This window comes from Lysinibacillus sphaericus OT4b.31 (genome assembly GCF_000392615.1).
Lineage (GTDB): Bacteria > Bacillota > Bacilli > Bacillales_A > Planococcaceae > Lysinibacillus > Lysinibacillus sphaericus_B.
Genome location: NZ_KB933398.1, coordinates 208459 through 232141, shown reverse-complemented (window position 1 = coordinate 232141; position 23683 = coordinate 208459). Strand labels below are relative to the sequence as shown.

The window sequence follows — 23683 nt, the reverse complement described above, 5'->3', positions numbered from 1 at the left end:
AAGTCTTATTTTTCTATAAAAATAGGTATAAAATAATAATTGTACTATAACAATTAAAAATTTTAATTTTAAAGCTCCTCATTATTTTATGGAGCAATTAAAGGATGGGAAAAAATGATTGGTTTGTTTCAATTCAAAACACTCAAAGCTCGTATTTTAAGTGCATTTATCGTCTTGTTAAGTCTAGTAATATGTTTTACAAGCTACACCTATATTTCTAATAATAAGATGGAACAACAAGCAAAAGAACTTATTGAAGAACATTTGGCTGTATTAACAGCTAGTAAAAATTTAGCGATGTCTACGAGTGTCCGGCTATCTGCAGCCTTAAGCTATGTTGTATCAGGAGAGGAACAATACATAGATACTTTTAATGAGTACCGTCAAATTGCTGAAGAAAGCAACCGCATTATTGAACAGTACGACAATGGCACTGAACGTGGAAAAATAGTAGAAATGTCTCGCGAATGGAGCAATCGAGTAAATAGTGAAGTATTTGATGTCTATAAAAGTGGCAATAAACAATTAGCATTAGATAATTTAACTGCTATCAATCATCTTGTAACTGAAGTACGAAAAGGCTATGAAGGATTAGCAACTAAACGCGCTGAGGATATTACAGCAATCGGCAATGAGGTTGTCTCAACAAGCTCAAACAATAAAACAATTGGCGTAATTGTCAATACACTATTGACAATAGTAGGAATCCTAATAGCCATTAGTACAGCAAGCCGCATTTCTAAACCTATTAAAGTTGTCTCAAACCGCATGAGGGAATTAGCTGATGGAAATTTACGAAACGCCCCACTGCCAATCACTCATCGAGATGAAATTGGCCAATTAATGCTTTCAGCAAATGAATTGAATGAGCAACTAAACACAACGATAAGCACTATTCACTCTGTATCAGAGAATGTGGCGGCTAGTAGTGAAGAACTGGCTCAATCTTCAAATGAGGTCCAAACAGGTACGGAGCAAATTACCGTTACGATGCAAGAACTGGCTTCGGGAACAGAAACACAAGCATCAACCGCCGGCGATTTAGCAGAAACAATGACAACGTTCCAACGCCGCATTCAGGACACAACACAAGAAGGCAAGGAATTACAAGAGCATTCAGTACATGTACAAAGCTTAACTACTACAGGAAAAGATTTAATGGTACGTTCAACGCAACAAATGGCTACGATTAATGAAATTGTATTAGATTCAGTGAAAAAAGTAGAAGGCTTAAACGAGCAATCTGCTGAAATTTCAAAACTTATTTCTGTTATTGATGAGATTTCAAACCAAACAAATTTACTTGCGTTAAATGCAGCAATCGAGGCAGCACGTGCTGGAGAACATGGAAAAGGCTTTGCCGTTGTTGCCGATGAAGTACGCAAGCTTGCAGAACAAGTACAGTTCTCTGTGACGGACATATCAACCATTGTTAATCGTATTCAAAGTGAAACAGGCCATGTGACAAATTCCCTGCAATCAGGTTATGAGGAAGTAAAAGAAGGAACAGCACAACTAAATCAAACAAATGAAACATTCGATCATATTTCTGTTGCTGTCAAAGATATGATTGACAATATTCATGTCATTTCAGGAAATTTAAATCAAATTATGCAAAGTTCCGAATCTATAAATGTTGCTATTGATGAAATGGCATCTATTTCACAGGAATCTGCTGCTGGCGTAGAAGAAACTACAGCTACTGTTGAGGAAACAGCAGCAACCATGGACGAAATTTCAAAAAGTGCAAATCAGTTGGCAAATATGGCGGAAGAGCTAAACACACAACTACAGAAATTTAAAATTTAAAAAACAGGGCTGTCTCGAAATAGTCTTTCGAGACAGCCTGTTTATTTTTCATGGAAATGGTCTTCAAAAACAAATTATTTCATTGCCAATTTCGAATAGGTACTCTTTCAAGTTCGTAACGCTTGATAATGATACTTATCTTTCTATACCACTGCTCGCATAACTCCAATGCTTCACTATATGCATCCTCTTCTCTTGATATCGGTTTGCTATTTGTCATAAATACATATTCTAAAACGGGTGTCGATAAATTATCCACCACTATTTTTAAAGCTAGTTGAGATACTGTATCATCAGATTCTTCCTCTACCTCTTCTGTGTCCCCTGAAATAATTTGCTCTCCATCAATTAATGACCCACTTAATAATCCATTTCTAGTACTAGCAATTATAATATTGTCATCCTCTACTATAGAAACTTCGTATATTTTATTAAACTGTATTTCTTTCTTCGTCACTTCTGCTTCCCAATCTTCTTTTTGAGCAAGCAAAAGTGTATTCGTTGGTTCGTTTAATAAGAGCGCCTGTAAGCAATCACTCGATATTGTGCATTGGGTATGCGGAATATTCATTAATTCCTCTTCACTTTCTCTTTTCATTTCAGCATTCCTTCTGAAAGACCTAACTTTCCCCTTAACATAACGAAATGCTCCTACCGTAAATAAGCTCAATCCAATAATGAAATAACTACCTCTTACTATAGCTGCTTCCATTGCATTTGCTAGCATCAAATAGATAATACCTAATACCAGTAGAAAAAAGGTTTTCACAAAAATCCCACCTTAAGAAAAATAATAGATAGGAAAAAACATCTATTTAATAGAAATCTTATTCACTAGAAACACTTTTCATTCTTAACTCATGTGGAATTTAAGGCAAGTAAATAAAACAACACAAGAACATCACTTACGTCAATGTTCTTGTGTTGCTTAAATAAAAAGAGTATTGGCGTGTGCACGAATAGCATGCAACATCAATTGGAGTGTTCCATTAGTTATGCACAATAAAAACCCATTTCAAAAAGAAATAGGCTACAAAAGAATATACACTAGCAATAATTTCTTATAATTAGCGATCTTTGGCAACCCAGCCGTCATAGCATTAATGCTTTAGACCTGTAGCTTTGCGTCTCTACTCTTCAGTAGATTCGCCTATCATTACAACCTTTAATTAACTTAATAGGTAAAATCAGTAAATATAACTATATAAAAATACACATATTTTATCACTAGTTTACTCCAACTTTACAAACAGTGAAAACATTACTATTTTATTATCTGTATCGAAACAAAAATAAAAGCAGCTAGAACGAATTTATTATTCGTTCTAGCTGCTCTATTTATTTTTTGCTTTTCACTTACCCCTAAGTGATGAAGCAAGAATTTATACATTTTGCATGACAAGTAATACGGATGGTATGAAAGATAGCGCAAAAACAGACACATACCATAACGAAGTACGGCGTAATGAAAAACGAACCTGTTTTTTTTCAGCATAGAAAATATCCAACATAACCGCAACTATAAGTGGCGTACTCACACATGCAATAGCAATAAGAATAATATCAAAATAGATCATAAAGCACCCCTCTATTCGTGAACATTTACTTTCCCCTTTTGTGACAACTTTGTGTCAACTTAAGTGTACACAATTTCGTCACAATTTGTCAACGGTCTCAAGAACAATTTTTAAATTCTTTGTTGTTACAACTGCCTGTTATAACACTTACTAAATAATGGTTATCATATTTATGGTGATACAATATGATTTATAGCAACACAAAAGGAGCTGTCTCAATGGGTGAGATAGCTCCTTTCTTAATTGAATTTGCAATAAATTTCCCCGCTCAACTCAGCTGATACATCTAGCTGCGTCTTTTTTAACCTCTATATTTCATCGTTAAGCCTTTTAAGAAGTTTCTCACAAATCGATCGCCACACTCTTTGTAGTTGCGATGACTTGGATTTCTTAAAATAGCGCCTAATTCACCTTTAGATACCGTGACGCCACCCTCATATAAAATCTCAAGCATATCTTCACTTGTTAGTACTAGTGCAATTTTGACTTTCTTTAATAGCATATTATTAGGGCTCTCTGTAGTCTTAACAGGCACTGCTGGACTTACTGCTTGACCAGGTTTTGGTTGTTGAGGCCCTCTTTTAAAAATTATAAAACCGTTTAAAAATGCTTCGAACATTTTATTATTACATTTAATGAAGTTTTCGGGTGCTTCTTCCTCATCCTTCACTTTCATCAGCATGTTCAATACATCCTCTTTTGTAAAGCTCATACCGCCTAGTTCAAAAATTTCTACCATCTCTGTATTTTTTATATCTAATGCGTATCTTAAACGAATCAACATATCATTATCCGTCATCTAAAACCCTCCTGATTTTTCCATTGAAACCGCAACTTCACTCTATGTGAAATGAATACTAGGCTTAATTATAACAGAGGTAATTGCATTTTTAAGCTAACTAACTATTTTAAATTCACTCAATTAGATATTACCTGGCTTTCGTGTTTAGCTTGCGCATATATCTCTTTTTTTAATGTATGAAAAACAAACAATCGACCATTCTAATATCACAAGGAGGTGAGAAATATGGCTACAAATAATCGAAGCTCAAATAAACTTCAAGTTCCAGGTGTACAAGAAGCTGTTAATCAAATGAAATATGAAATCGCACAAGAATTCGGCGTACAGCTTGGGCCAGAAGCTTCTTCTCGCGCAAACGGTTCAGTAGGTGGGGAAATTACGAAACGACTTGTTGAAATGGCTGAAAGACAATCAAAAGGCAAATTTTAAATAGCAAAATTAATGTTTTAAAGTAAAAAACGAATATTATCCCCTTTAAGTAGACAATGTTAAAAAAACTACAGTACGCTGTAGATAGCATCTTACTTAATGGGGATTTTGTATGCTACGTGAGGAGAAAAATTCGAGAAACAACCATATTCCTCGTTTACTTAGTAAAAATAAATGTCCATAATATAGCACATCAAAAAAACCTAAAGTAACAAAATTAACCACTAGTAAAGACTCTTTTTTAACTAACAAACCTAACCTTCTAAACTTTTTAACCACTTATTATAGTAGCTGAACTGTTCTTCGATTTTTACAAACCTCAAACCATTGTCAAATTCAAATATGTCAACTATATCTTTTAATCTAGCTGGCTCTCCAAATTTTAATTTATATGCTAAATGTCCGGTACCTTGCATTTGAGATGGATAAACATTTAACGCAGCTCCATTACACATGACCTGTATATGTTTTTTCTCTAGATGTTGTCGCAGGCTTTGAAGTACTAGGAAAAAGTTTTCATGTTCGAAACTTATTGTGTCACCTAATATTAATAGTTCTATTAAAACCATTTCTTCATCATCTGGAGATTCCTCATATAGTTTCAAAATACCATCAAATATTTTTCCGTCATTCATAGCAAGTTTTATAGTTTTACTTTCATAATTCAAAATGTCACCTTCCAAATAGTGGGCTAGGAATAAATTCACCTGTAAGTGCCCCAATCTTTTTACATATGCTTCAACTATTTCATTGGTGCAATGCCTCCGAGTATCAAATGCTCTAATCGTTCCGGAAATGGCGAACGAGTCCTAGCGTTAAATTGATCTATTCTTTACACCACACTCATCATTTTAAAGCCTCTCAACATACAAATTTCGTATAATCACACTCTTTTTTAGAGTGGACTTTTATTCATAAATCTTACCCACATATAACATCATCGATAAAAAATTCCAATCAATATTTTGGGGTGTTTCTAAACCAGAATTTTCAAAAAAACCTTCCATACTTTCCACCCAGCCCTCAATGCCTAGAAGAAATTCATCTATAGATTTATTCTCCCATTCATCTCTATTTTTTTTAAAATCGGCTGATAATAAATTTACAAAATCTAAGAACTGTTGCTTATTAGAAACGTTTTCAATTATTTCATACCAATCCATACAATTCACACCTTTCGACTTCTACTATCGACTTTATTTTTTTCTACAAATTACCGATTTGGTTCCATCATCATCTTTAAAACAATTGAAATGTTCTTTCCATCTAATCAAAGCCGATTTCCTTGATGATATTTCCTTTCGTATCGCGTTCAAACTGATACGTTTCGCCTTTTTCATTGATGACAGCGTTTAACTGTTCCTCTATATCATAGGCGAATTTAACTTTCTTCCCGCCTTACTCTCGGCATATTAAACTGCCAAGAATGGTGTAATCAAAGGCTATTTGCGTATGGTTATCCCTTGCAAAAACAACATCATCATCGGCATTGTACTTTAATTGAATGTCGTTACCATCCGAAAGGTTTGCCCTACAAGGCGATTCAAGTTATCATATCGGAACTAATAATCGCAATCTCCTTGTTCACCAAAAGACTTAATTTTCGATATTTAATACTCATCGCTAAAATAAATTAATAGAAAATAGGCCTCGTTATGACATGAGTCATGGCGAGGCTATTTTCTATTTGTACATGGCTTCATTTTTACTTTTCTAAACTGACGTCTACTTTTTTGAGAATGATCCAGACCTTACTGCCATCTTTTGCATAAATATTGCTCGTAAAAATTATCACTATTTTCCTGACTTAGTATTTTCATATCATAAAAAAGACTATCAAGAATTTCTTCAGCAATCTCTAGGTCTTCCGCACAACCTGTATTTTTTGCCAGAAGTTCTACCCCTACTTTTATCAGATACTCTCTGTCTCCTTCAGACAGAGTACTATCATTATAAACTTGAATTATTAATTTTTTTATTTGTTCTTTGACCTTTTTGTTTTCAATGTACTCTTCTTCTTCACTTTTGAATTGCTCATTGTAGTAGTTCTTTAAAGAATTTCTAATTTTATCGATTTCACTTCGGTAATCTATTTTCATAATTTAACGACACCCTCCCTTTTTATGAATAGTATAAGCACTTTTAGGTATTTCACCTTGTATGAGAACTTCAGCATCTTTCAGTGCATAGTCAAGTGCTGGTTTTCTAAAACGATTACCTGTTTGAGGATCAATCCCATTAGATACATCAAAAACTTTGTTAGAGTCTAACTTATCAGTATCAATAGCAATAATTGTACTTGAAGACATCTTTCCTCTTCTAGGATTTGCTCGTGCATACCGCTCAGCAGTATGTTTCTTTTTCGTAGCTGATGAATATTGGGTTCTCAAATTACCATCATCAATATGCTCCTGAATTGAATAATTAGCCATACTATTTTTAGGAATAATTGGCTCATTATTTAACGCTTGAGACTCTTGAGCAACAGTCAATGCTCGATACACAGTTATCCATCCAAGCGGGTCAAATTGTGTATTTGTATCCTTTACATATCCATACAAAGCCATTCCGCCACTTAACCCAATCGGATCTATCTGTGTGTACGTGCCAGTGCTTGAATTCATCGTAACCATAGGTAACTTTTACACCTGTTAACTCGTTGACCGTGCTTCGTAATTGGTGATTAACATCCCAATTATAGACGCGTCTTCGTGTATGACGTTGTTGATTGCTTATTCGATGGTGTGTCGGTCTACCTGTTACATCATATTGCCATTTGCTGATGACATCTCCTGGTAGGATTCGCTCAATCTCTTGACCAAGTTCATTGTATTGCATCGCTGCTGTCCACTGTTCTTGCTCTGAGCGAGAAGCCGTAATTTGCGCCACATTTCCCATCACATTACGAGCGACATCGATTTTTGCACCTAGGCTACTTGTAATTTGTGAACGATTACCTAATGCATCATAGCTACTCGCAATCCAATGGTCATTCTGCCACTCCTTGATCACTTGTCCAGATGGGTCTCGCTCTAGTTTAACGGTTACATGTTCATTGGCAGTCTCTATTAGCGAACCATTTTTGTCATAGCCAAATGTTTCCCAGGTGTCATCATAATAATCTGAGCGAATGACATTCCCTAAACCGTCATGTTGATACGCTGTCCAACGATTACCTGGTCGTTGAATTCTCTGAATCAATCCTGCTAGACTTCGCTCATACGTTTTTTCCATCTCATCAAAGCCGATTTCCTTGATGATATTTCCTTTCGTATCACGTTCAAACTGATACGTTTCGCCTTTTTCATTGATGACAGCGGTTAACTGCTCCTCTGTATCATAGGTGAATTTGACTTTCTTGCCACCTTGTTCTCGAACCTTCAAACTGCCGAGAATGGTGTAATCGAAGGCTACTTGCGTATGGTTATCTTTCGCAAAAACAATATCGTCATAGGCATTATACTTCAATTGAACGTCGTTACCATCTGAAAGTTTGCCCGTATAAGGCGATTCAAGTTATCATAACGAAACTTTTCAGTAGCCCCTAGCTATAACAGTCATATTTCCATGTATAAGGGAATGTCAATTGATGTTAGCTCATATAAACTTCATGAGCATGGAGGCTATCCACTGGGCTTGCTCTGAGCGAGAAGCCGTGATTTGCGCCACATTTCCCATCACATTACGAGCGACATCGATTTTTGCACCTAAGCTACTCGTAATCTGTGAACGATTGCCTAATGAACCATAGCTACTCGCGATTCAATGGTCATTTTGCCACTCCTTGATTACTTGTCCAGATGGCTCTTGCTCCAGCTTTATGATCATATGCTCATTCTCAGTCTCTATTAACGAACCATTTTGTCATAGCCAAATGTTTCCCAGGAATCCTGCCAGCCTTTTCTCATAGGAGAATTCCATTTTCATGCTACTTATAAATTACTTGACTGAAAATATAGGTAGGTATTAATTAAATAGTTTTTAAAAGTTTAGATTACTATTTAGAAAGCAAAAAAAGGGCAATATAATCCTTTTAATGGATTTTATTGCCCTTTTAAATTATCGATACTAATGTATTGATTGGTATTCCAATCAACATGTTTTTTTAGACTTTAACTCCATTTAGAAACTCACATCATTGAACTGAGGCAATAACAAAATAAATATACTTAACTACTGCATAAGACTACTTACCCATTCTTTAAGATTTTCAGTCCACTCTTTACTCTTAACTTTTTTAAAGTAAAGTATCTTGCCATTCCGACTTTCTTCACAGTAGAAAATATCTTTCAAATCAGTACTCCTTCTACCGAATTCACCATGAATAGGGAATATTAAAGTAATAGCTTCTTTGTTTATATCTCTCGTAATTTTCCAATAAACTGTAAAATCATTTGTCACATAATACAATTGATCCGAATAGGCATTTGAAACCGTCCAGCCTTTTTGAATTAGCTGATTCTCTAACATTTCTAAATGTTTAATTGACATAGTTCACCTTCTAAAATTGATCCCAGAAATTTTTTTTCAAAGTATTTCCACCCTTACTTAGCATGTCTCCAATTTTTTTTGCAGTAATTGGGGAACCTTCATTTGACCATGTATCTATGGATAAAATCTCTCCTTTTTTATTAGTAATTGTAATACTATATTCGTTTTCCCCTAACTTCCTAATATAGTAATCAGCATCCTGACGTTTGCCTCCACCTTTAACAAGAGCACCATCAGATATATTTTTTTGACCACGTTTTAAATAATCCTCAGAAGACAAATTTGAGTGTCGACTTGCATGATCCTTTAATCCAGAATCACCATCCTGGAATGTTCTTCTTTGTTTCCAATTTCCACAACTTTGTTTTGTCAATCCAAACGGATCAATCCAACTATTCGGATCACTTACATACCCATACAGCGTTGGATTATTCCCCGCAAGCCCAATCGGGTCGGGTTGTGTATACATGCCCTCTTCTGGTGAGTAGTACCTGAATCGATTGTAAAATAATCCTGTCTCAATATCGTGGTACTGTCCTTGATATCTAAACGGAATAAAGTCTGTTTCACCTGTGCAGTCTTTTTCTTGTTTGTAATCGTCTAGTTCTGGCTTTTCTTTGCCATAGATGTCCAGTTCCCTTAGCCAGATTTCTTTTCCCGATTCATCGTAGGCACTTACCGGTGTGCCTAGATGATCGGTTATGATGCTGTAGTTGCCTTCATCCTTAAGTTTGGCTGTTGGGATGAATGTGTCTGCATCGAATAACCATGTTGTCAAGGCTTCGTTTTCCGGTTGGGATAGGTGGTTTTCTTTGGTGACGTTCCATTCGTGTAAAATGGTGTTTCCATCCCATATGAATTTTGTTGCTTTGCTTTCACTGACTTTGGCTACTCGTCGCCCAAGTGGGTCGTACATAAAATGAACTTCTGTCTTATCTGGTTTGATGACCTTCGACATCATGCCATTACCATAGTACTCGTACTTCCACGTATCACCATTCTTTTCGACCTTTTTAACGAGATTCCCTTCCTCATCATAAGAGAATGTTGCCTCTCTCGTTTCAAGCAATCTACTGCCGGCACCGTAAATACGATCTGTCTTTTCTTTCGTTTCATACAAATTCCCGACGTCATCAACACTGCGATATAAGAAGTCAAATTGACGACTGTCTTGATTGGCCCACACGAGGTTACTGAATTCATCGTAACCATAGGTAACTCGAACACCTGTTAACTCGTTGACCGTGCTTCGTAATTGGTGATTAACATCCCAATTATAGACGCGTCTTCGTGTATCGCGGTTTTGACTACTTATTCGATGGTGCGTCGGTCTACCTGTTACATCATATTGCCATTTGCTGATGACATCTCCTGGCAGGATTCGCTCAATCTCTTGACCAAGTTCATTGTATTGCATCGCTGCTGTCCACTGTTCTTGCTCTAAGCGAGAGGCAGTGATTTGCGCCACATTTCCCATCACATTACGAGCGACATCGATTTTTGCACCTAAGCTACTTGTAATTTGTGAACGGTTGCCTGATTCATCATAGCTACTCGCAATCCAATGGTCATTTTGCCGCTATTTGGTTATTTGTCCAGATGGATCTCGCTCCAGTTTAACGGTTACATGTTCATTGGCAGTCTCTATTAACGAACCATTTTTGTCATAGCCAAACCTCTCCCAGGTGTCATCATAATAATCTGAGCGAATGACATTCCCTATACCGTCATGTTGATACGCTGTCCAACGATTATCTGGACGAACAATCCTCTGCACTAATCCTGCCTGACTTCGTTCATACGTTTTGGTTAGCTCATCAAAGCTGATTTCCTTGATGATATTGCCTTTCGTATCACGTTCAAACTGGTACGCTTCGCCTTTTTCATTGATGACGGCGGTTAACTGCTCTTCTGTACCATAGGCGAATTTAAATTTCTTTCCACCTTGTTCTCGAGCCTTTAAGCTGCCAAGAATGGTGTAATCAAAGGTTACTTGCGTATGGATATCTTTCGCAAAAACAATATCGTCATAGGCATTGTACTGCAATTGAACGTCGTTACCATCTGAAAGATTGGCCCGTACAAGGCGATTCAAGTTGTCATAACGAAACCTCTCTGTGGCCCAAGTAGTTACCTTTTCCAATAGGTAAAATCCCCCCTAGACCCTTCGTACTTGCTGTGTTGAGCAAAAAGTAGGTTTTTAATGGAATAGCTTGAAGATATGCGCATTCACCTCGCTCTATCCCCATATTCATAAGTATTTATCGAAGAAAAAGTACCGTCATAACATTACTGGCAGTTACCAAACATAAATACCCACCGCGCTAATATGTAAAAGTTTATGAATCATTATAATTATCCATAAATACCCTTCTACTGTGTGTAGGTGACTTCATGTGACTTCATGTGACTTAATTATCTCAATTCTAATAGTTAAAAACGTTATATCAGATTCTAGTGGGAGTGTTGCTAGTATTTAAAAAACCCCTGCCTCAAATGAAGCAGGGCAGTAAATATACGGAATAAGACAATTCCTTTTCTGACAGAAAAAATACAAAGAATTGACTCAAATTTTTTACATATACTCTAACATTTTTTAATAGTCAAATAATTCATTAGCCAGTTGAGAAATTTTTTGAACAGCATCTTCGATAAGATTTTGTTCATCCAAGGAGTATTTATCTTCGTTAAAATAAAAGTAATTACTTATATCTACAAACGATAATGCAAGTTTTTTTGGAACAACGTCTAAATTCTTATATTCGACTATTAATAATTGCATTGCTGTGACTAATTCATTAAATCTATCCTCATTCAACCCTTCTCCTCTTCTTAATTGTAATAAAATTGAATCCTCTCCTAGAATATTTTTATAAACTATATTTAAAGCTTCATTCTTATTCATAAAAATCTCCTTTAACGACATGATGTTATTGCTGGCCCTGTGATTAAATCAACGGGTTCAAAACTTTTTTTACAAAGTTTATCACTTAATCCTTTTGTACATTCAAATTTCTTTAATACTTTATGAGTAAATTTCGTTAGTTCGGTTTTTGCCATAGCTTTCATACCTTCTACTGCCTTCGAAACAGCTAGCACTTCATCCATCGAGGAGATGACTTTATCTGCTGCCGTCTTCACGCTCTTAGATCCTTTGTTACATTTAATATTGCAATTTAGGCTCACATTTTAATTAACTAATTTAGCTTGTGGAAATACAAGGGGTTTTATGATTTATTTATGAATATTACTATTTAACACCTTATTTCGGACGAAGTTAGGAAGTAAATACACGAGATGAAGCAGTTTCATTTTTAAAAGAAAACACATGTTGAAAGGATTAGTATCCTTTTAACATGTGTTTTGAATCATTTGAATTAAAAATTTTTCACAGACAAAAACAGGAACCTATATTACCGATCATATGAAGAAAAGTATTGCGGAATATCTTCCAATTCTATAAATCGAATTCCTTTCATATACCTTTCTTCACAAAGTTGCTTAAACCTTTCTGAACAAAATAGATATCTTGCTAATTTTAAGTCATTCAAACAAAAAACGTCTCTATCATTTTCTTTTAGTACAATTTTTTGAAATTTTTCAACCAAATAATTTAAGTCAAGAATCTTATTTTCCGGAACTCTTCTTTTTGTAAATTCCGACTTCTCGTAATCAACGAAATCTTCTCTAGTATAGTACTTAATAAAATAATAGGGTTTCTTTACCTTAGATTTTCCTTTTGAACTAACAACTTGGAGATTCGATGTAACATACTTTTGCAAAGTATTTACTTGATTCATCAAAGTGAGAAAATCACCACTGATGATATGACCATTAAAACCCTCATAATAGTCAAATTCAATTTTATTATTAGTAATTAACCATAAATCTTTTGGAATATCTTGTTTTACGAAAAAGATCTTGTTCCAATCGTATCCCATTCCCTCATTATATTTTTTTTCATCAAAAGATTCGTGAATAACACCTTTCAAAAAAATAGGTGACTTTACATTATCCTTAACAATCATGTAGTAACTCATTATATCACCCTAATCTTTGACACTTAGGATATTTCCTAGATTGCACAGTATCAAAGTGCCCTTTCTGTATTTTGTTTTTTAATTCTATTTGCAATTTGCGAATATCTGTCCTAGCCTCTTTTTCATTTATTAAACCAAGAGAGTATTGATCGGAAATATCCGTCACCCTACTCATGACGTAATCACTATACATAGGATGCTGAGTATTATGAATCATGCTAAAAGAACTTCCTTTTAATGTGTTAGGGTTGCCAGGCATCATAATACCATTAAATGCTTCATCTCTTAATCCCCCCATACCTATAGAGTTAAAGAAGGATTGATGTGTTTTCCATGTATTAGTTGTAATAACATGGTGAGCTTGAAATCCTGATATTTTATCTCCAGTCTTTTTTCGGTTTCCAGCAAGAACTTGGCTTGGTGCTCTCGCTAAACCGAATGAATCAATTTCCATGTTTGGATCGTGCACATACCCATAAAGTGTAGGATTCCCACCAGCAAGTCCAATCGGGTCTATTTGAGTATAATTCCCTTGTTCTGGGTCGTAGTATCGGAATCGATTATAATACAGTCCTATTTCTACATCTTCATACTGTCCTTGATAACGGAATGGAATGAAATCTTGTTCACCTGTAAATTCTTTTACTCTGCCATAAACATCAAGCTCAGCTGACCAAACCTTATTACCTTCCCCATCATAGGCTTCTACAGGCGTTCCAAGATAATCACTAATAATACTGTAGTTACGTTCACTCGTAATTTTAGCTGAAGGTACAAACCCATCATTAAATACCCATGTGACTAGATTATCATTTTCTAGTTCAACTGAATCATTCTGCGTGAAATACTCATGTAGAATAGTATTCCCATCCCACACGAAACTTGTTATTTTCTCGTCAGAACTCTTCTCTATTCGTCTACCTAGTGAGTCATACTTGAAAGTAACTTCTGTCTTATCTGGTCTAATGACCTTCGACATCATGCCGTTGCCAAAGTATTCGTACTTCCAGCGCCATAGACACGATCTTTTTTGTCTTTTGTTTCATACAAATTCCCGACATCGTCCACACTGCGATATAAGAAATTAAATTGACGACTGTCTTGATTGGCCCACACGAGGTTACTGAATTCGTCGTAGCCATAGGTCACTCGAACACCTGTTAACTCGTTGACCATGCTTCGTAATTGGTGATTAACATCCCAATTATAGACGCGTCTTCGTGTATCGCGGTTTTGACTACTTACTCGATGCTGTGTTGGTCTACCGGTCACATCATATTGCCATTTGCTGATAACATCTCCTGGCAGGATTCTCTCAATCTCTTGACCAATTTCATTGTACTGCATCGCTGCTGTCCAATTGTCTTGTTCTAAGCGAGAAGCTGTAATTTGCGCCACATTGCCCATCACATTACGAGCGACATCGATTTTTGCACCTAAGCTACTCGTAATCTGTGAACGATTGGCCTAATTCATCATAGCTACTCGCAATCCAATGGTCATTCTGCCACTCTTTGATTACTTGTCCAGATGGATCTCGCTCCAGCTTTACGGTTACATGCTCATTGGCAGCCTCTATTAACGAACCATTTTTGTCATAGTCAAACGTTTCCCAAGTGTCATCATAATAATCTGAGCGAATGACATTCCCTAGACCATCATGTTGAAACGCTGTCCAGCGATTACCCGGCCGTTGAATCCTCTGCATCAATCCTGCTAGACTTCGCTCATACGTTTTTTCCATCTCATCAAAGCCGATTTCCTTGATGATATTTCCTTTCGTATCACGTTCAAACTGATACGTTTCGCCTTTTTCATTGATGACAGCTGTTAACTGCTCTTCTGTATCATAGTTGAATTTGACGTTCTTGCCACCTTGTTCTCGAGCCTTCAAGCTGCCAAGAATGGTGTAATCAAAGGCTACTTGCGTATGGTTATCTTTCGCAAAAACAATATCGTCATAGGCATTGTACTGCAATTGAACGTCGTTACCATCTAACGTCACTTGACACAAGTTCAGATCAGTATCATAAGCTAAGCTTTGGTTAGATATAAATCAACAGTTTTTTGAAAGTTTAGATCTTTATTATAAAAGATCAAAAGGGCAATAAAATCCTTTTAAATGGATTTATTGCCCTTTTTAAATTTAACTTCGAAATAATACCCTGTAGTATTTCTTTTATCTGTGATAATTCTAAAGTCGTTTCGTATATGCATTTTCATTTTCTTAGTCTATAAGATTTATTTCACATCTGCCACATTAAAGTTATATTTTTCATCTTCGCGTGGATCATTAAAACCTTTAAATTCATTTACTTTAACAAGAGAAAACAAAAATCCAAAATTTGCATTAGGATAATCTAATTTCTTCTTACGTGCATAGCCCTTTATAGATACCAAATATTTACCAGAAGAAACATTATATCCAAATCCGGAATATAGTGTCTCTCCATCTAATGTTTGATATGATACTTCATCATTTCCTATAAATTTATTTCTATCGAAATCATAAAATGAACCAATACTAGCAATCCATAATGTATCTTTAACATCAATATTGAAGTCATGATATACTATTTTCTCTTCCCATTCATCGTCAAACGACTGATTAAAATTATCAAGTTTGATTACATATTCTATAGAGTCTATTGGTAAAAAAGGAATCCAAATACCCTCAGCAAGTGAAGTTAAATATCGCTTATGATTATCCTGAAAATTTTTTAAAAGTTTTTTTGACCTAACTTTTTCATTTTTTAAAAAATCTTCTAATACGTCTAATGAAAATAAACAAATTCCGTAACTTGAGACATCTAAAATTCTTTCCATCATAACATCTCCTTTTCTTCTATTTACAAGGGATTTTTCCCTCAGAATGTAATTCTTTTAATTTCTCTAAAGCTTCTGCAGGGGTTAAATTTTTGAATAATCTTTCGTCAGTGTAAGGGATTTTTAAATAACCTTTAACGTCAATTTTTTCGTATGCTTTAGCACCTTTTTCAAAAAATTCATCTACTGTACCAGTAAACTTTGAACCGTGATAAGGTATTCCAGCTTCTATAAGTTTTTTATGCAATTTTTTGTGAAGTTCTGCTGTTCCAGCCCCCTTATTTGGATACCATGAAATCGAATTATTTTGACTTAATTCTAGAATGTCTAAAGCCTTAGCTATTGATCTCGGCATCAAATGATGGCCCATACCAGTATCTAATAAATCTGAGTATAATCCAAATTTATCTATATTCTTATTCGTATCCCGAACATACCCATATAAAGATGGATTCTTGCCTTCAAGACCAATCGGATCCTGTTGAGTATACATTCCCTCCACAGGAGAATAGTAACGGAATCTGTTATAATATAATCCGATTTCCATGTCTTCATACTGACCCTGATACCTAAACGGAATGAAATCCTGCTCACCAGTGAACTCCACCACTCGTCCATATATATCAAGCTCAGCTGACCAAACCCTATTACCTTGTTCATCATAGGCCTCGACAGGCGTCCCAAGATAGTCACTAATAATGCTGTAATTACCTTTATTCGTAATTTTTGCTGAAGGTACAAACCTATCATTAAATACCCAAGTGACTAGATTATCTGGTATTTCAGATTTGTTCTGTGAAGAATATTCCTCTAGATCTTCAATTTTATCTGAATTATCCTTCGAGAAATACTCATGCAGGATAGTATTCCCATCCCATACGAATCTCATAGTTCTCTCGTCAGAACACTTCTCTATTCGTCTACCTAGTGAGTCATACTTGAAAGTTACTTCTGTCTTGTCTGGTTTGATGACCTTTGACATCATCCCATTGCCATAATACTCGTAATTCCATGTACCACCATTCTTCTCAATCTTCTGAACAAGATTACCTTCATCATCATAAGAGAATGTTGCCTCTTTCGTTTCAAGTAATCTGCTGCCGGCACCATAGACACGATCTGTCTTTTCTTTCGTTTCATACAAGTTCCCGACATCATCGACACTGCGGTGTAAGAAGTCAAATTGACCGCCTTGATTGGACCAAACAAGGTTACTAAATTCATCGTAACCATAGGTAACTTTTACACCTGTTAACTCGTTTACCATGCTTCGTAATTGGTGATTAACATCCCAATTATAGACGCGTCTTCGTGTATGACGATTTTGACTACTTATTCGATGGTGTGTCGGTCTACCGGTCACGTCATATTGCCATTTGCTAATGACATCTCCGGGTAAAATTCTCTCGATTTCTTGTCCGAGTTCATTGTACTGCATGGAGGCTATCCACTGGGCTTGCTCTGAACGAGAAGCTGTGATTTGCGATACATTTCCCATCACATTACGAGCGACATCGATTTTTGCACCTAAGCTACTCGTAATCTGTGAACGATTGCCTAATTCATCATAGCTACTCGCAATCCAATGGTCATTCTGCCACTCTTTGATTACTTGTCCAGATGGATCTCGCTCCAGCTTTACGGTTACATGCTCATTGGCAGTCTCTATTAACGAACCATTTTTGTCATAGCCAAACGTCTCCCAGGTATCATCATAATAATCTGAGCGAATGACATTTCCTAGACCGTCATGTTGATACGCTGTCCAACGATCATCTGGACGTTGAATTCTCTGAACCAATCCTGCTAGACTTCGCCCATACGTTCTTTCCATCTCATCAAAGCCGATTTCCTTGATGATATTGCCTTTCGTATCACGTTCAAACTGATACGTTTCGCCTTTCTCATTGATAACAGCGGTTAACTGCTCTTCTGTATCATAGGTGAATTTGACTTTCTTGCCACCTTGTTCTCGAACCTTCAAACTGCCGAGAATGGTGTAATCAAAGGCTACTTGCGTATGGTTATCTTTCGCAAAAACAATATCGTCATAGGCATTATACTTTAATTGAACGTCGTTACCATCTGAAAGATTGGCCCGTACAAGGCGATTCAAGTTATCATAACGGAATTTCTCTGTGGCCCCTAGCGGATTTGTCGTGGTTGTACAATTACCACGACGGTCATACGCCCATGTCGAACTGGTCCCGTCTGGCAATGTCACTTGACTCAGGTTCAGATCAGCATCATAAGCTAAGCTTACCATATGGCCTTGCGCATTCGTTACCGTTTCAATTAAATGATGCTCATTATACGAGAATTCCGTTTTCGTGCCATCTTCTAAAATATTTGCCTGTAATGTCCCATCTTCATTATAAATCCACTGATTACTTCCACCCTCTGCGCTAACAGCTTGAATCAGCCTATCCTTCTCATCATACTGTGAGGATAAGGTACTGCCATCTGCACGCGTAATCGTCACTGGATTTGCCCACTCATCATAGCTAAATGTCGTCACACGACCATCTTCATCTACTGCTTGGAGTAATTCAAAGTCCTCATTATATTCATAGCTGACTTCACTACCATCTGGATGAACGATTTTCGTACAGAGGTTATCTTCGTTAAAATAGTAAGTACTCTTATGGCCTAAGCTATTCGTAATTTCGTTATAGCCTTCATGATACGAAAGCTCACCTGCAAGGACATTGCCATCTCCCCATGTTTTGATTACTCGTGCACCTGTAGTGGGCCCATCATAGCGCCAGAAGAAGGTATTTTTATTTCGATCCGTTTTTTGCATCATTAAGTGATTGTTATATTTTATATGCGTACTTTGCCCTAATGCATCTTGGATTTCAACTAAATCTTGACCATCATTATAAACATAGCGAACTAAGACTTCACGATTCATCTGGTTGCGTAAGGCGACTTCTGTCATTCTGCCTGCCTCATTGGTCGTAACCTCGAGCACTCTACCCACACTGTCTGTTACTTGGGATAAGAAGCCTTTAAGGTTATACGCAAATTGAATATGATGGTCTTGCTCATTTCTTACTTCTTTTAAACGGTATTTCGTCTCTGTTGTTTGTTCAAATACATAAATCAATCGTGTATCATGCTCAAACAAATGATACTCCTCACCTGTATTTGTCAGGGTCATTCTATCTTTTTTATTAAAATATGACAAATTTATTGGTAAAATTGGAAAGCCAACTGCGCGACCATCTGTCACCACAATCCCAATCAGGTCTTCTTCTTCAAATATCTCTAAGGCTAGATCGTATGTAAAGTGCATACCATGACCTGACAAGCCAACCCGACTACTATCACTGTACCAAGCACGTTCCCATGATAGGGGGATCGGTCCAGGTAGTTCGAAGTCGACACCTTCATATATCATACGCCCTGTGATTAAATCAACGGGTTCAAAACCTTTTTTACAGAATTTATCACTTAACCCTTTTGTACAATTAAATTTCTTTAATACCCCATGATTAAATTTCGTTAGCTCCGTTTTCGCCATAGCCTTCATTCCGTCTACTGCCTTCGAAACAGCTAGCACTTCATCCATCGAGGAGATGACTTTATCTGCTGCTGTTTTCATGCTCTTAGACCCTTTGTTGGCTAACCCCGTTACTGTATCTAACGTTTTAGAAACTTTCGTATAAGCTGCTTTCATCCCTTTTACTGCTTTTGATGCATCCACTGCCTTATCCGCAGCTTTTGCGGTTGTAATGGCTGCATCTCCAACTTTTGCCGCTTTACCGGCCTTATAGGCTGTTTTTGCTGCATCTCCAACTACTGGGACTGCACCTACTATGTTCATAGCTGCCCCCATGTAATCTCCTCTTGCCAAACTAATTCCTGCATTCGCAATATCTGCAAATGTACCGATGACAGGAATAAACCCAGCGACATCCAGTGCTAAACTTACGCCATCTACTAAACTACTAAACCAGCCTTTCTTCTCTTTCTTCTCTTCTGCCTTTTGCGGGAAAATTAAGTCGACTTTCGACGTAGCTTCGATTGCTTCTTCATTTAACTTCGGTGGTTGACTTTGCTTCTCCGTACCTTCTTGCTCAATGAGCGTACTAATTAACTGTGTGTCAGCTGCAAGGATCACATGACTTTGCTCCTGCGCTGATACAGCAATCCATTCTTCCGCCTCCACAGCTAGCTCTTTCATTCCACTAATTTCGAGTGTTTCATCTGCCGCTAGCATGATGGTACTGTTGCTAAGAAATGTTACGCCTTCTCCATCATCCATTTTTAAATCCAATACCCCATCTACTGCACTAAAGGTAATATCTCCAACACCTAATGTCATGTCTTTCCCAGCATTGGTTGCCAATGACTTAACGGTAGAATCCGCCATTTTCTTCGTTGCCTTTTGCCCACCCTCTGGTGTGACTGGATCAACACGCACCGAGCTGATGACGATGGCCTCTTCTTCAACTGCACTCGGAAAATGCAATTGAGCACGTGCACCTATTTGGGGCATTAAATACATAACGCCATTGGCATCTGCTGAATAAGCAAACCAATGTGCTTTTTCTTTATCCTGATTTTTATCTATATCTAAATGAATTTTGACTGTATTCTGCGTGACATCAATGATCTTTCCTGTAAATGCTGCACCAATGAGGTCTAAATTGCGTACCAATCGCTGACGAATACTTTTCTCTGGTTGGGCAGTATATTGAAACTTCAACACACCCCCATCAAGATGGGTTTCCCTAGCCGTTACGACATAGGATCTTCCCTTGAATTGCACCAACGTGCCCACTTCATGAGCTTCCGTACTTTCAAACTCACAAAAAGTATAATCGGCTTCGCTCACATCCGTACCATCGTTTTCAGTAATCAACCGGTACGCATCGACATCCATACGTAAGACAGAAGGCAGATGGTCGATGGTAATGCTGTTCCTACTTTGAGGTGTACCAAGCCAGAATCGGGCACCCTTTCCTTTTAAATCAGGAAAAACAATCGCGTGCAAACGGGAGGCCATTCTTTTAATAAATGCCCAATCTGTTTCCATGTATTGAATCGAAATTTGACCAATGGCTTGACCGTTAGAAGCCTGGTCGATGTAATCCCCATTAGGATAGGCTCTCACGATGTTATTGATTAACTGCACATACGTCATGCTCGCATCTTGAAAAGAACGTGAGCGCTTCTCAATATCCATATTTGCCGTAAACGATACAGCCTCAACTGAGACATAATGCACGCCTTGTGATGCCTGCAACTCCGCATTTTCAATTCTTCCTGAGAATAATATGTCTTTCGCTCGCCCAAATCTCACTACAACTTCATCTGTATGACTGACCCGCTGAATATATTTTTGCGCTTGCTCTTCAGCAATCATTCCTGTAAAGTACAATTTCGCATGGTCATTGCCCTTATGTTTGATTGTTAGTTTATCTAAATGGATAAGTGGATAAGGCCATTCGAGCACAAGATCTTCATACGTACTAATCATATGTACTTTATTTTCTTCTAGCGATTTCATTACTTGCCTCCTTTCTATGAACCACTTCTTTTTAAAAACCTTGTATCGGTATTTCTAATTCCTCTTGCCCGTCATGAACAATATCGATTTTGCCTCCACCTGCTGAGCATTGAGTATGACAGCGGTTTAATAACGCTTGCTTGCCTTCGACATTGACATTTTCCATCCCTTCCAACCAATCAATGGAACATACTGGCGTACACGGTTTTTTCAACTGTAAGCACACGCCAAAGGTTGGGATATTTTCAGGGTTTCGATCCCCTACATTCATCACGGCCTTCCCTTTGATATATACGCCATGATCTTGCGGTAAGTTTAAATAATTAAGATGGCTACCATGCTCACAGGAAATAATTGCCCCATGTACCACATAACTAAATTGCTCCTGTTCCGTACTTTCTGTCTCCAAATTTTCCACAACTTGAGCCATTAGACATACTTCCTTTCGTATTCGTTTGTGGTTAAATATCGCTTCAACACTGTCCAAAACTACCTGCAACAGTGTTTTGGAATGATTTATTAGAATTATTTATCGTCTTTCTAGTCTTACTCGCTGCAACTGGATCCCGAGAAAGGGTCTTCGCAACATACTTTCTGCCACATCTAAATTGACTATGGTGAAAGATTCCTTTTTGCTATCGACTTGAAAAATACAATCCAGTTCCACTTTCTTAGGGTCGATCACGAGCTCCTTCATTTGTCCGTCTGGATAATAAGTCGTCTCATGGGAAATACAGTTCTTCTTCACAATGTCCATAAGCCAATATACGCGCTGTGTCCCTTTCTTCACATCCGTAAACACTATGGCAGTAAAATCTAAGTTATCCTCGTATTTCGCTAACAACGCTTTCAAATCATCCGACACAATTCTTCGAGGCTTGTCCAAATAATCCAGATATAGCGCATTCTCTTTCTCTACCACTTCCCCGAATACAGATGAACAGACAAAGTTATCATCGAGGTCTGTCTTCAAAGGAATGATTGGATTTGTAATACTTTGATCTTGTCGAACAATAAAATACTCCATCTTTTCCTCCTGTAACCATCATTGCTGTATCTCATAACTTTTGCACATAAGATTAAAGTTAATGAATCCAATGAATGTCTTCTATCTGGTCTGGGCTAAATAGACATTTCTCTTGATCGCGTTTAAAAAAGGTGGCCCCTTTTAAATTGGCACCTGTAAAATTGGCACCTGCGATCTGCGCAAACTCAAACCTTGCATTTTCCAAATTCGCATTACTGAAATCAGTACCTAGGTAACACGCAACTTCATCATCGGAAAGCATCAGCGTTTTTCCCTGTGCATGGGTAAAATCAGCGCCTGCTAAATTGGCATTTCGAAAATCAGCATCTTGAATGACTGCATAAGAAAAATCAACATGCACTAACCTACAATCTACAAAACTAGTACCCATGCAAACACTTCGTTTCAATGAAGCACCTTCTAAATCACTGCCATTGAAATTGGCATAGGAAAAGTCTATTTGATTGAAATGTTTCTGCTGTAATTGAAGGTTTGAGAAATTTTCAAACGTATACGATTTGTCCGTCTCTTCTTTCTCTAACCATGCGAGAAGATTTTTTTCCACCCGTTCCCGTTCATCAATGACCGCAACATCTTCACTAAACCCTTTATATTCACCGACACGAAATCGTAAGCACACTGTTCGTTGAAAATCTATTTCGGGCACGCATTCTTGTTGATAGCGAAAAAGGTAGCGTACCAATTGAATGATATACTGATGAAACAGGGTCACTGTCTGTTGAATGATCCCTCGAATATCAGCTGCTTGGATGGAGAGATATGGCTTTCTTTCTTTTTCAAGCGTTTTTTGTAAATCTATAATCGCCTCACTAAGCCATTCTGCTTCATACTGTGCCGTGCATTCTACCCAATCGTAGTACCATGTTTCTCCATATGCTTCTAGCAAATATGTACACTTGTTTTCTAGTAATGATGTTCGCAATAATGAAAAGTGTATAAAGCCAACTGGCGCTATCTTTTCCTGTTCTTGCTGATCTCTAATATTCGCAAACAGCTGTTCAAGTGCGTCAATGATTGGTTGTAGCAATTTTTCCTTCTCTTGGCGAAACTGTCGATCAACCTTCTCCTGCAACCGGCTGACATGAACTGACACGCATTCATCCATAAAATGCTGTAATGCTTCTTCTCGTTTCATGCATCCAC

At 37.2% G+C, this 23683-nt stretch carries 24 protein-coding genes and 1 riboswitch; of the genes, 2 read left to right on the top strand and 22 right to left on the bottom strand.

Translation table 11 applies throughout. From position 1 onward, the window contains the following. The first annotated feature begins 114 nt into the window (after nt 1-114). A complete protein-coding gene (locus H131_RS01075; protein WP_010857187.1) occupies nt 115-1809 on the top strand; it encodes a methyl-accepting chemotaxis protein in 1695 nt (564 codons plus the stop codon). A gap of 79 nt (nt 1810-1888) precedes the next feature. On the opposite strand, the gene H131_RS01070 is transcribed toward H131_RS01075, so the two are convergent. The 3 genes from H131_RS01070 to H131_RS01060 form a co-directional block, all read right to left on the bottom strand. Continuing rightward, complete coding sequence (locus H131_RS01070; RefSeq protein ID WP_010857186.1) at nt 1889-2578, bottom strand: hypothetical protein; 690 nt, start codon at nt 2576-2578, stop codon at nt 1889-1891. Between the two features lie 307 nt (nt 2579-2885). Next, a riboswitch (cyclic di-GMP riboswitch) is annotated at nt 2886-2970 on the bottom strand. Between the two features lie 221 nt (nt 2971-3191). Next, complete coding sequence (locus H131_RS01065) at nt 3192-3386, bottom strand: hypothetical protein (RefSeq protein ID WP_010857185.1); 195 nt, start codon at nt 3384-3386, stop codon at nt 3192-3194. A 301-nt stretch (nt 3387-3687) separates the two neighbouring features. Then, nucleotides 3688-4185, bottom strand: coding sequence for a YehS family protein (locus tag H131_RS01060; RefSeq protein ID WP_010857184.1), 498 nt, complete (start codon nt 4183-4185; stop codon nt 3688-3690). Between the two features lie 228 nt (nt 4186-4413). Here H131_RS01060 and H131_RS01055 point away from each other — a divergent pair, with 228 nt between their 5' ends. Next, entirely contained in the window at nt 4414-4617 is a 204-nt protein-coding gene (locus tag H131_RS01055) for an alpha/beta-type small acid-soluble spore protein (protein WP_010857183.1), read from the top strand. 254 nt (nt 4618-4871) lie between these two features. On the opposite strand, the gene H131_RS25165 is transcribed toward H131_RS01055, so the two are convergent. From H131_RS25165 to H131_RS00965, 19 genes are all read right to left on the bottom strand, one after another. Then, a complete protein-coding gene (locus tag H131_RS25165) occupies nt 4872-5285 on the bottom strand; it encodes a hypothetical protein (protein ID WP_230491805.1) in 414 nt (137 codons plus the stop codon). Nucleotides 5286-5525: 240 nt separating this feature from the next. After that, complete coding sequence (locus H131_RS01045; protein WP_010857181.1) at nt 5526-5780, bottom strand: DUF7660 family protein; 255 nt, start codon at nt 5778-5780, stop codon at nt 5526-5528. Nucleotides 5781-6368: 588 nt separating this feature from the next. Beyond that, on the bottom strand, nt 6369-6716 hold the full coding sequence (locus tag H131_RS01040) for a hypothetical protein (protein ID WP_010857180.1): 348 nt from the start codon (nt 6714-6716) through the stop codon (nt 6369-6371). Between the two features lie 3 nt (nt 6717-6719). After that, entirely contained in the window at nt 6720-7121 is a 402-nt protein-coding gene (locus H131_RS01035) for a DUF7587 domain-containing protein (RefSeq protein ID WP_196228851.1), read from the bottom strand. Between the two features lie 19 nt (nt 7122-7140). Next, the gene (locus H131_RS01030; protein WP_010857178.1) at nt 7141-8085 is read right to left on the bottom strand and encodes an RHS repeat domain-containing protein; all 945 of its coding nucleotides are present in this window, start codon (nt 8083-8085) and stop codon (nt 7141-7143) included. 705 nt (nt 8086-8790) lie between these two features. After that, nucleotides 8791-9108 (bottom strand): hypothetical protein, encoded by a 318-nt coding sequence (locus H131_RS01025; protein ID WP_010857177.1) that lies wholly within the window; start codon nt 9106-9108, stop codon nt 8791-8793. Between the two features lie 10 nt (nt 9109-9118). After that, nucleotides 9119-10576: an RHS repeat domain-containing protein gene (locus H131_RS25935; protein WP_329600430.1), complete on the bottom strand. Its 1458-nt coding sequence runs from the start codon at nt 10574-10576 to the stop codon at nt 9119-9121. Between the two features lie 111 nt (nt 10577-10687). Continuing rightward, the gene (locus H131_RS22945) at nt 10688-11251 is read right to left on the bottom strand and encodes a hypothetical protein (RefSeq protein ID WP_051112129.1); all 564 of its coding nucleotides are present in this window, start codon (nt 11249-11251) and stop codon (nt 10688-10690) included. 453 nt (nt 11252-11704) lie between these two features. After that, the gene (locus H131_RS24880) at nt 11705-12013 is read right to left on the bottom strand and encodes a hypothetical protein (RefSeq protein WP_010857176.1); all 309 of its coding nucleotides are present in this window, start codon (nt 12011-12013) and stop codon (nt 11705-11707) included. Between the two features lie 11 nt (nt 12014-12024). Then, complete coding sequence (locus H131_RS01010; RefSeq protein ID WP_010857175.1) at nt 12025-12249, bottom strand: hypothetical protein; 225 nt, start codon at nt 12247-12249, stop codon at nt 12025-12027. A 272-nt stretch (nt 12250-12521) separates the two neighbouring features. Then, a complete protein-coding gene (locus H131_RS01005) occupies nt 12522-13148 on the bottom strand; it encodes an Imm43 family immunity protein (RefSeq protein ID WP_010857174.1) in 627 nt (208 codons plus the stop codon). 4 nt (nt 13149-13152) lie between these two features. Continuing rightward, entirely contained in the window at nt 13153-14127 is a 975-nt protein-coding gene (locus H131_RS25930) for an RHS repeat-associated core domain-containing protein (RefSeq protein WP_329600429.1), read from the bottom strand. Next, on the bottom strand, nt 14127-14546 hold the full coding sequence (locus H131_RS00995) for a hypothetical protein (protein ID WP_196228850.1): 420 nt from the start codon (nt 14544-14546) through the stop codon (nt 14127-14129). Before H131_RS00995 ends, H131_RS25930 begins: the two co-directional genes overlap by 1 nt. A 43-nt stretch (nt 14547-14589) precedes the next feature. After that, a complete protein-coding gene (locus H131_RS00990; protein ID WP_196228849.1) occupies nt 14590-15153 on the bottom strand; it encodes a hypothetical protein in 564 nt (187 codons plus the stop codon). Between the two features lie 236 nt (nt 15154-15389). Further along, nucleotides 15390-15974, bottom strand: a complete 585-nt coding sequence (locus H131_RS00985; protein WP_010857172.1) for a hypothetical protein — start codon at nt 15972-15974, stop codon at nt 15390-15392. Nucleotides 15975-15993: 19 nt separating this feature from the next. Further along, nucleotides 15994-21492, bottom strand: coding sequence for a DUF6531 domain-containing protein (locus tag H131_RS00980; RefSeq protein ID WP_010857171.1), 5499 nt, complete (start codon nt 21490-21492; stop codon nt 15994-15996). 31 nt (nt 21493-21523) lie between these two features. Continuing rightward, the gene (locus H131_RS00975) at nt 21524-21922 is read right to left on the bottom strand and encodes a DUF4280 domain-containing protein (protein ID WP_010857170.1); all 399 of its coding nucleotides are present in this window, start codon (nt 21920-21922) and stop codon (nt 21524-21526) included. Between the two features lie 99 nt (nt 21923-22021). Then, on the bottom strand, nt 22022-22519 hold the full coding sequence (locus H131_RS00970) for a hypothetical protein (RefSeq protein WP_010857169.1): 498 nt from the start codon (nt 22517-22519) through the stop codon (nt 22022-22024). 58 nt (nt 22520-22577) lie between these two features. Further along, the gene (locus tag H131_RS00965; protein ID WP_010857168.1) at nt 22578-23675 is read right to left on the bottom strand and encodes a pentapeptide repeat-containing protein; all 1098 of its coding nucleotides are present in this window, start codon (nt 23673-23675) and stop codon (nt 22578-22580) included. Nucleotides 23676-23683 lie beyond the last annotated feature (8 nt).

Bases quoted from the DNA above. Each gene is read 5' to 3' on its own strand.
- H131_RS25930 (WP_329600429.1), bottom strand. From the start codon at position 14,127: ATGTCGAAGGTCATTAGACCAGATAAGACAGAAGTTACTTTCAAGTAT.
- H131_RS00985 (WP_010857172.1), bottom strand. From the start codon at position 15,974: ATGGAAAGAATTTTAGATGTCTCAAGTTACGGAATTTGTTTATTTTCA.
- H131_RS01060 (WP_010857184.1), bottom strand. From the start codon at position 4,185: ATGACGGATAATGATATGTTGATTCGTTTAAGATACGCATTAGATATA.
- H131_RS01065 (WP_010857185.1), bottom strand. From the start codon at position 3,386: ATGATCTATTTTGATATTATTCTTATTGCTATTGCATGTGTGAGTACG.
- H131_RS01045 (WP_010857181.1), bottom strand. From the start codon at position 5,780: ATGGATTGGTATGAAATAATTGAAAACGTTTCTAATAAGCAACAGTTC.
- H131_RS01075 (WP_010857187.1), top strand. From the start codon at position 115: ATGATTGGTTTGTTTCAATTCAAAACACTCAAAGCTCGTATTTTAAGT.
- H131_RS01025 (WP_010857177.1), bottom strand. From the start codon at position 9,108: ATGTCAATTAAACATTTAGAAATGTTAGAGAATCAGCTAATTCAAAAA.
- H131_RS00980 (WP_010857171.1), bottom strand. From the start codon at position 21,492: ATGAAATCGCTAGAAGAAAATAAAGTACATATGATTAGTACGTATGAA.
- H131_RS00975 (WP_010857170.1), bottom strand. From the start codon at position 21,922: ATGGCTCAAGTTGTGGAAAATTTGGAGACAGAAAGTACGGAACAGGAG.
- H131_RS01040 (WP_010857180.1), bottom strand. From the start codon at position 6,716: ATGAAAATAGATTACCGAAGTGAAATCGATAAAATTAGAAATTCTTTA.
- H131_RS01055 (WP_010857183.1), top strand. From the start codon at position 4,414: ATGGCTACAAATAATCGAAGCTCAAATAAACTTCAAGTTCCAGGTGTA.
- H131_RS01005 (WP_010857174.1), bottom strand. From the start codon at position 13,148: ATGAGTTACTACATGATTGTTAAGGATAATGTAAAGTCACCTATTTTT.
- H131_RS00970 (WP_010857169.1), bottom strand. From the start codon at position 22,519: ATGGAGTATTTTATTGTTCGACAAGATCAAAGTATTACAAATCCAATC.
- H131_RS00965 (WP_010857168.1), bottom strand. From the start codon at position 23,675: ATGAAACGAGAAGAAGCATTACAGCATTTTATGGATGAATGCGTGTCA.
- H131_RS24880 (WP_010857176.1), bottom strand. From the start codon at position 12,013: ATGAATAAGAATGAAGCTTTAAATATAGTTTATAAAAATATTCTAGGA.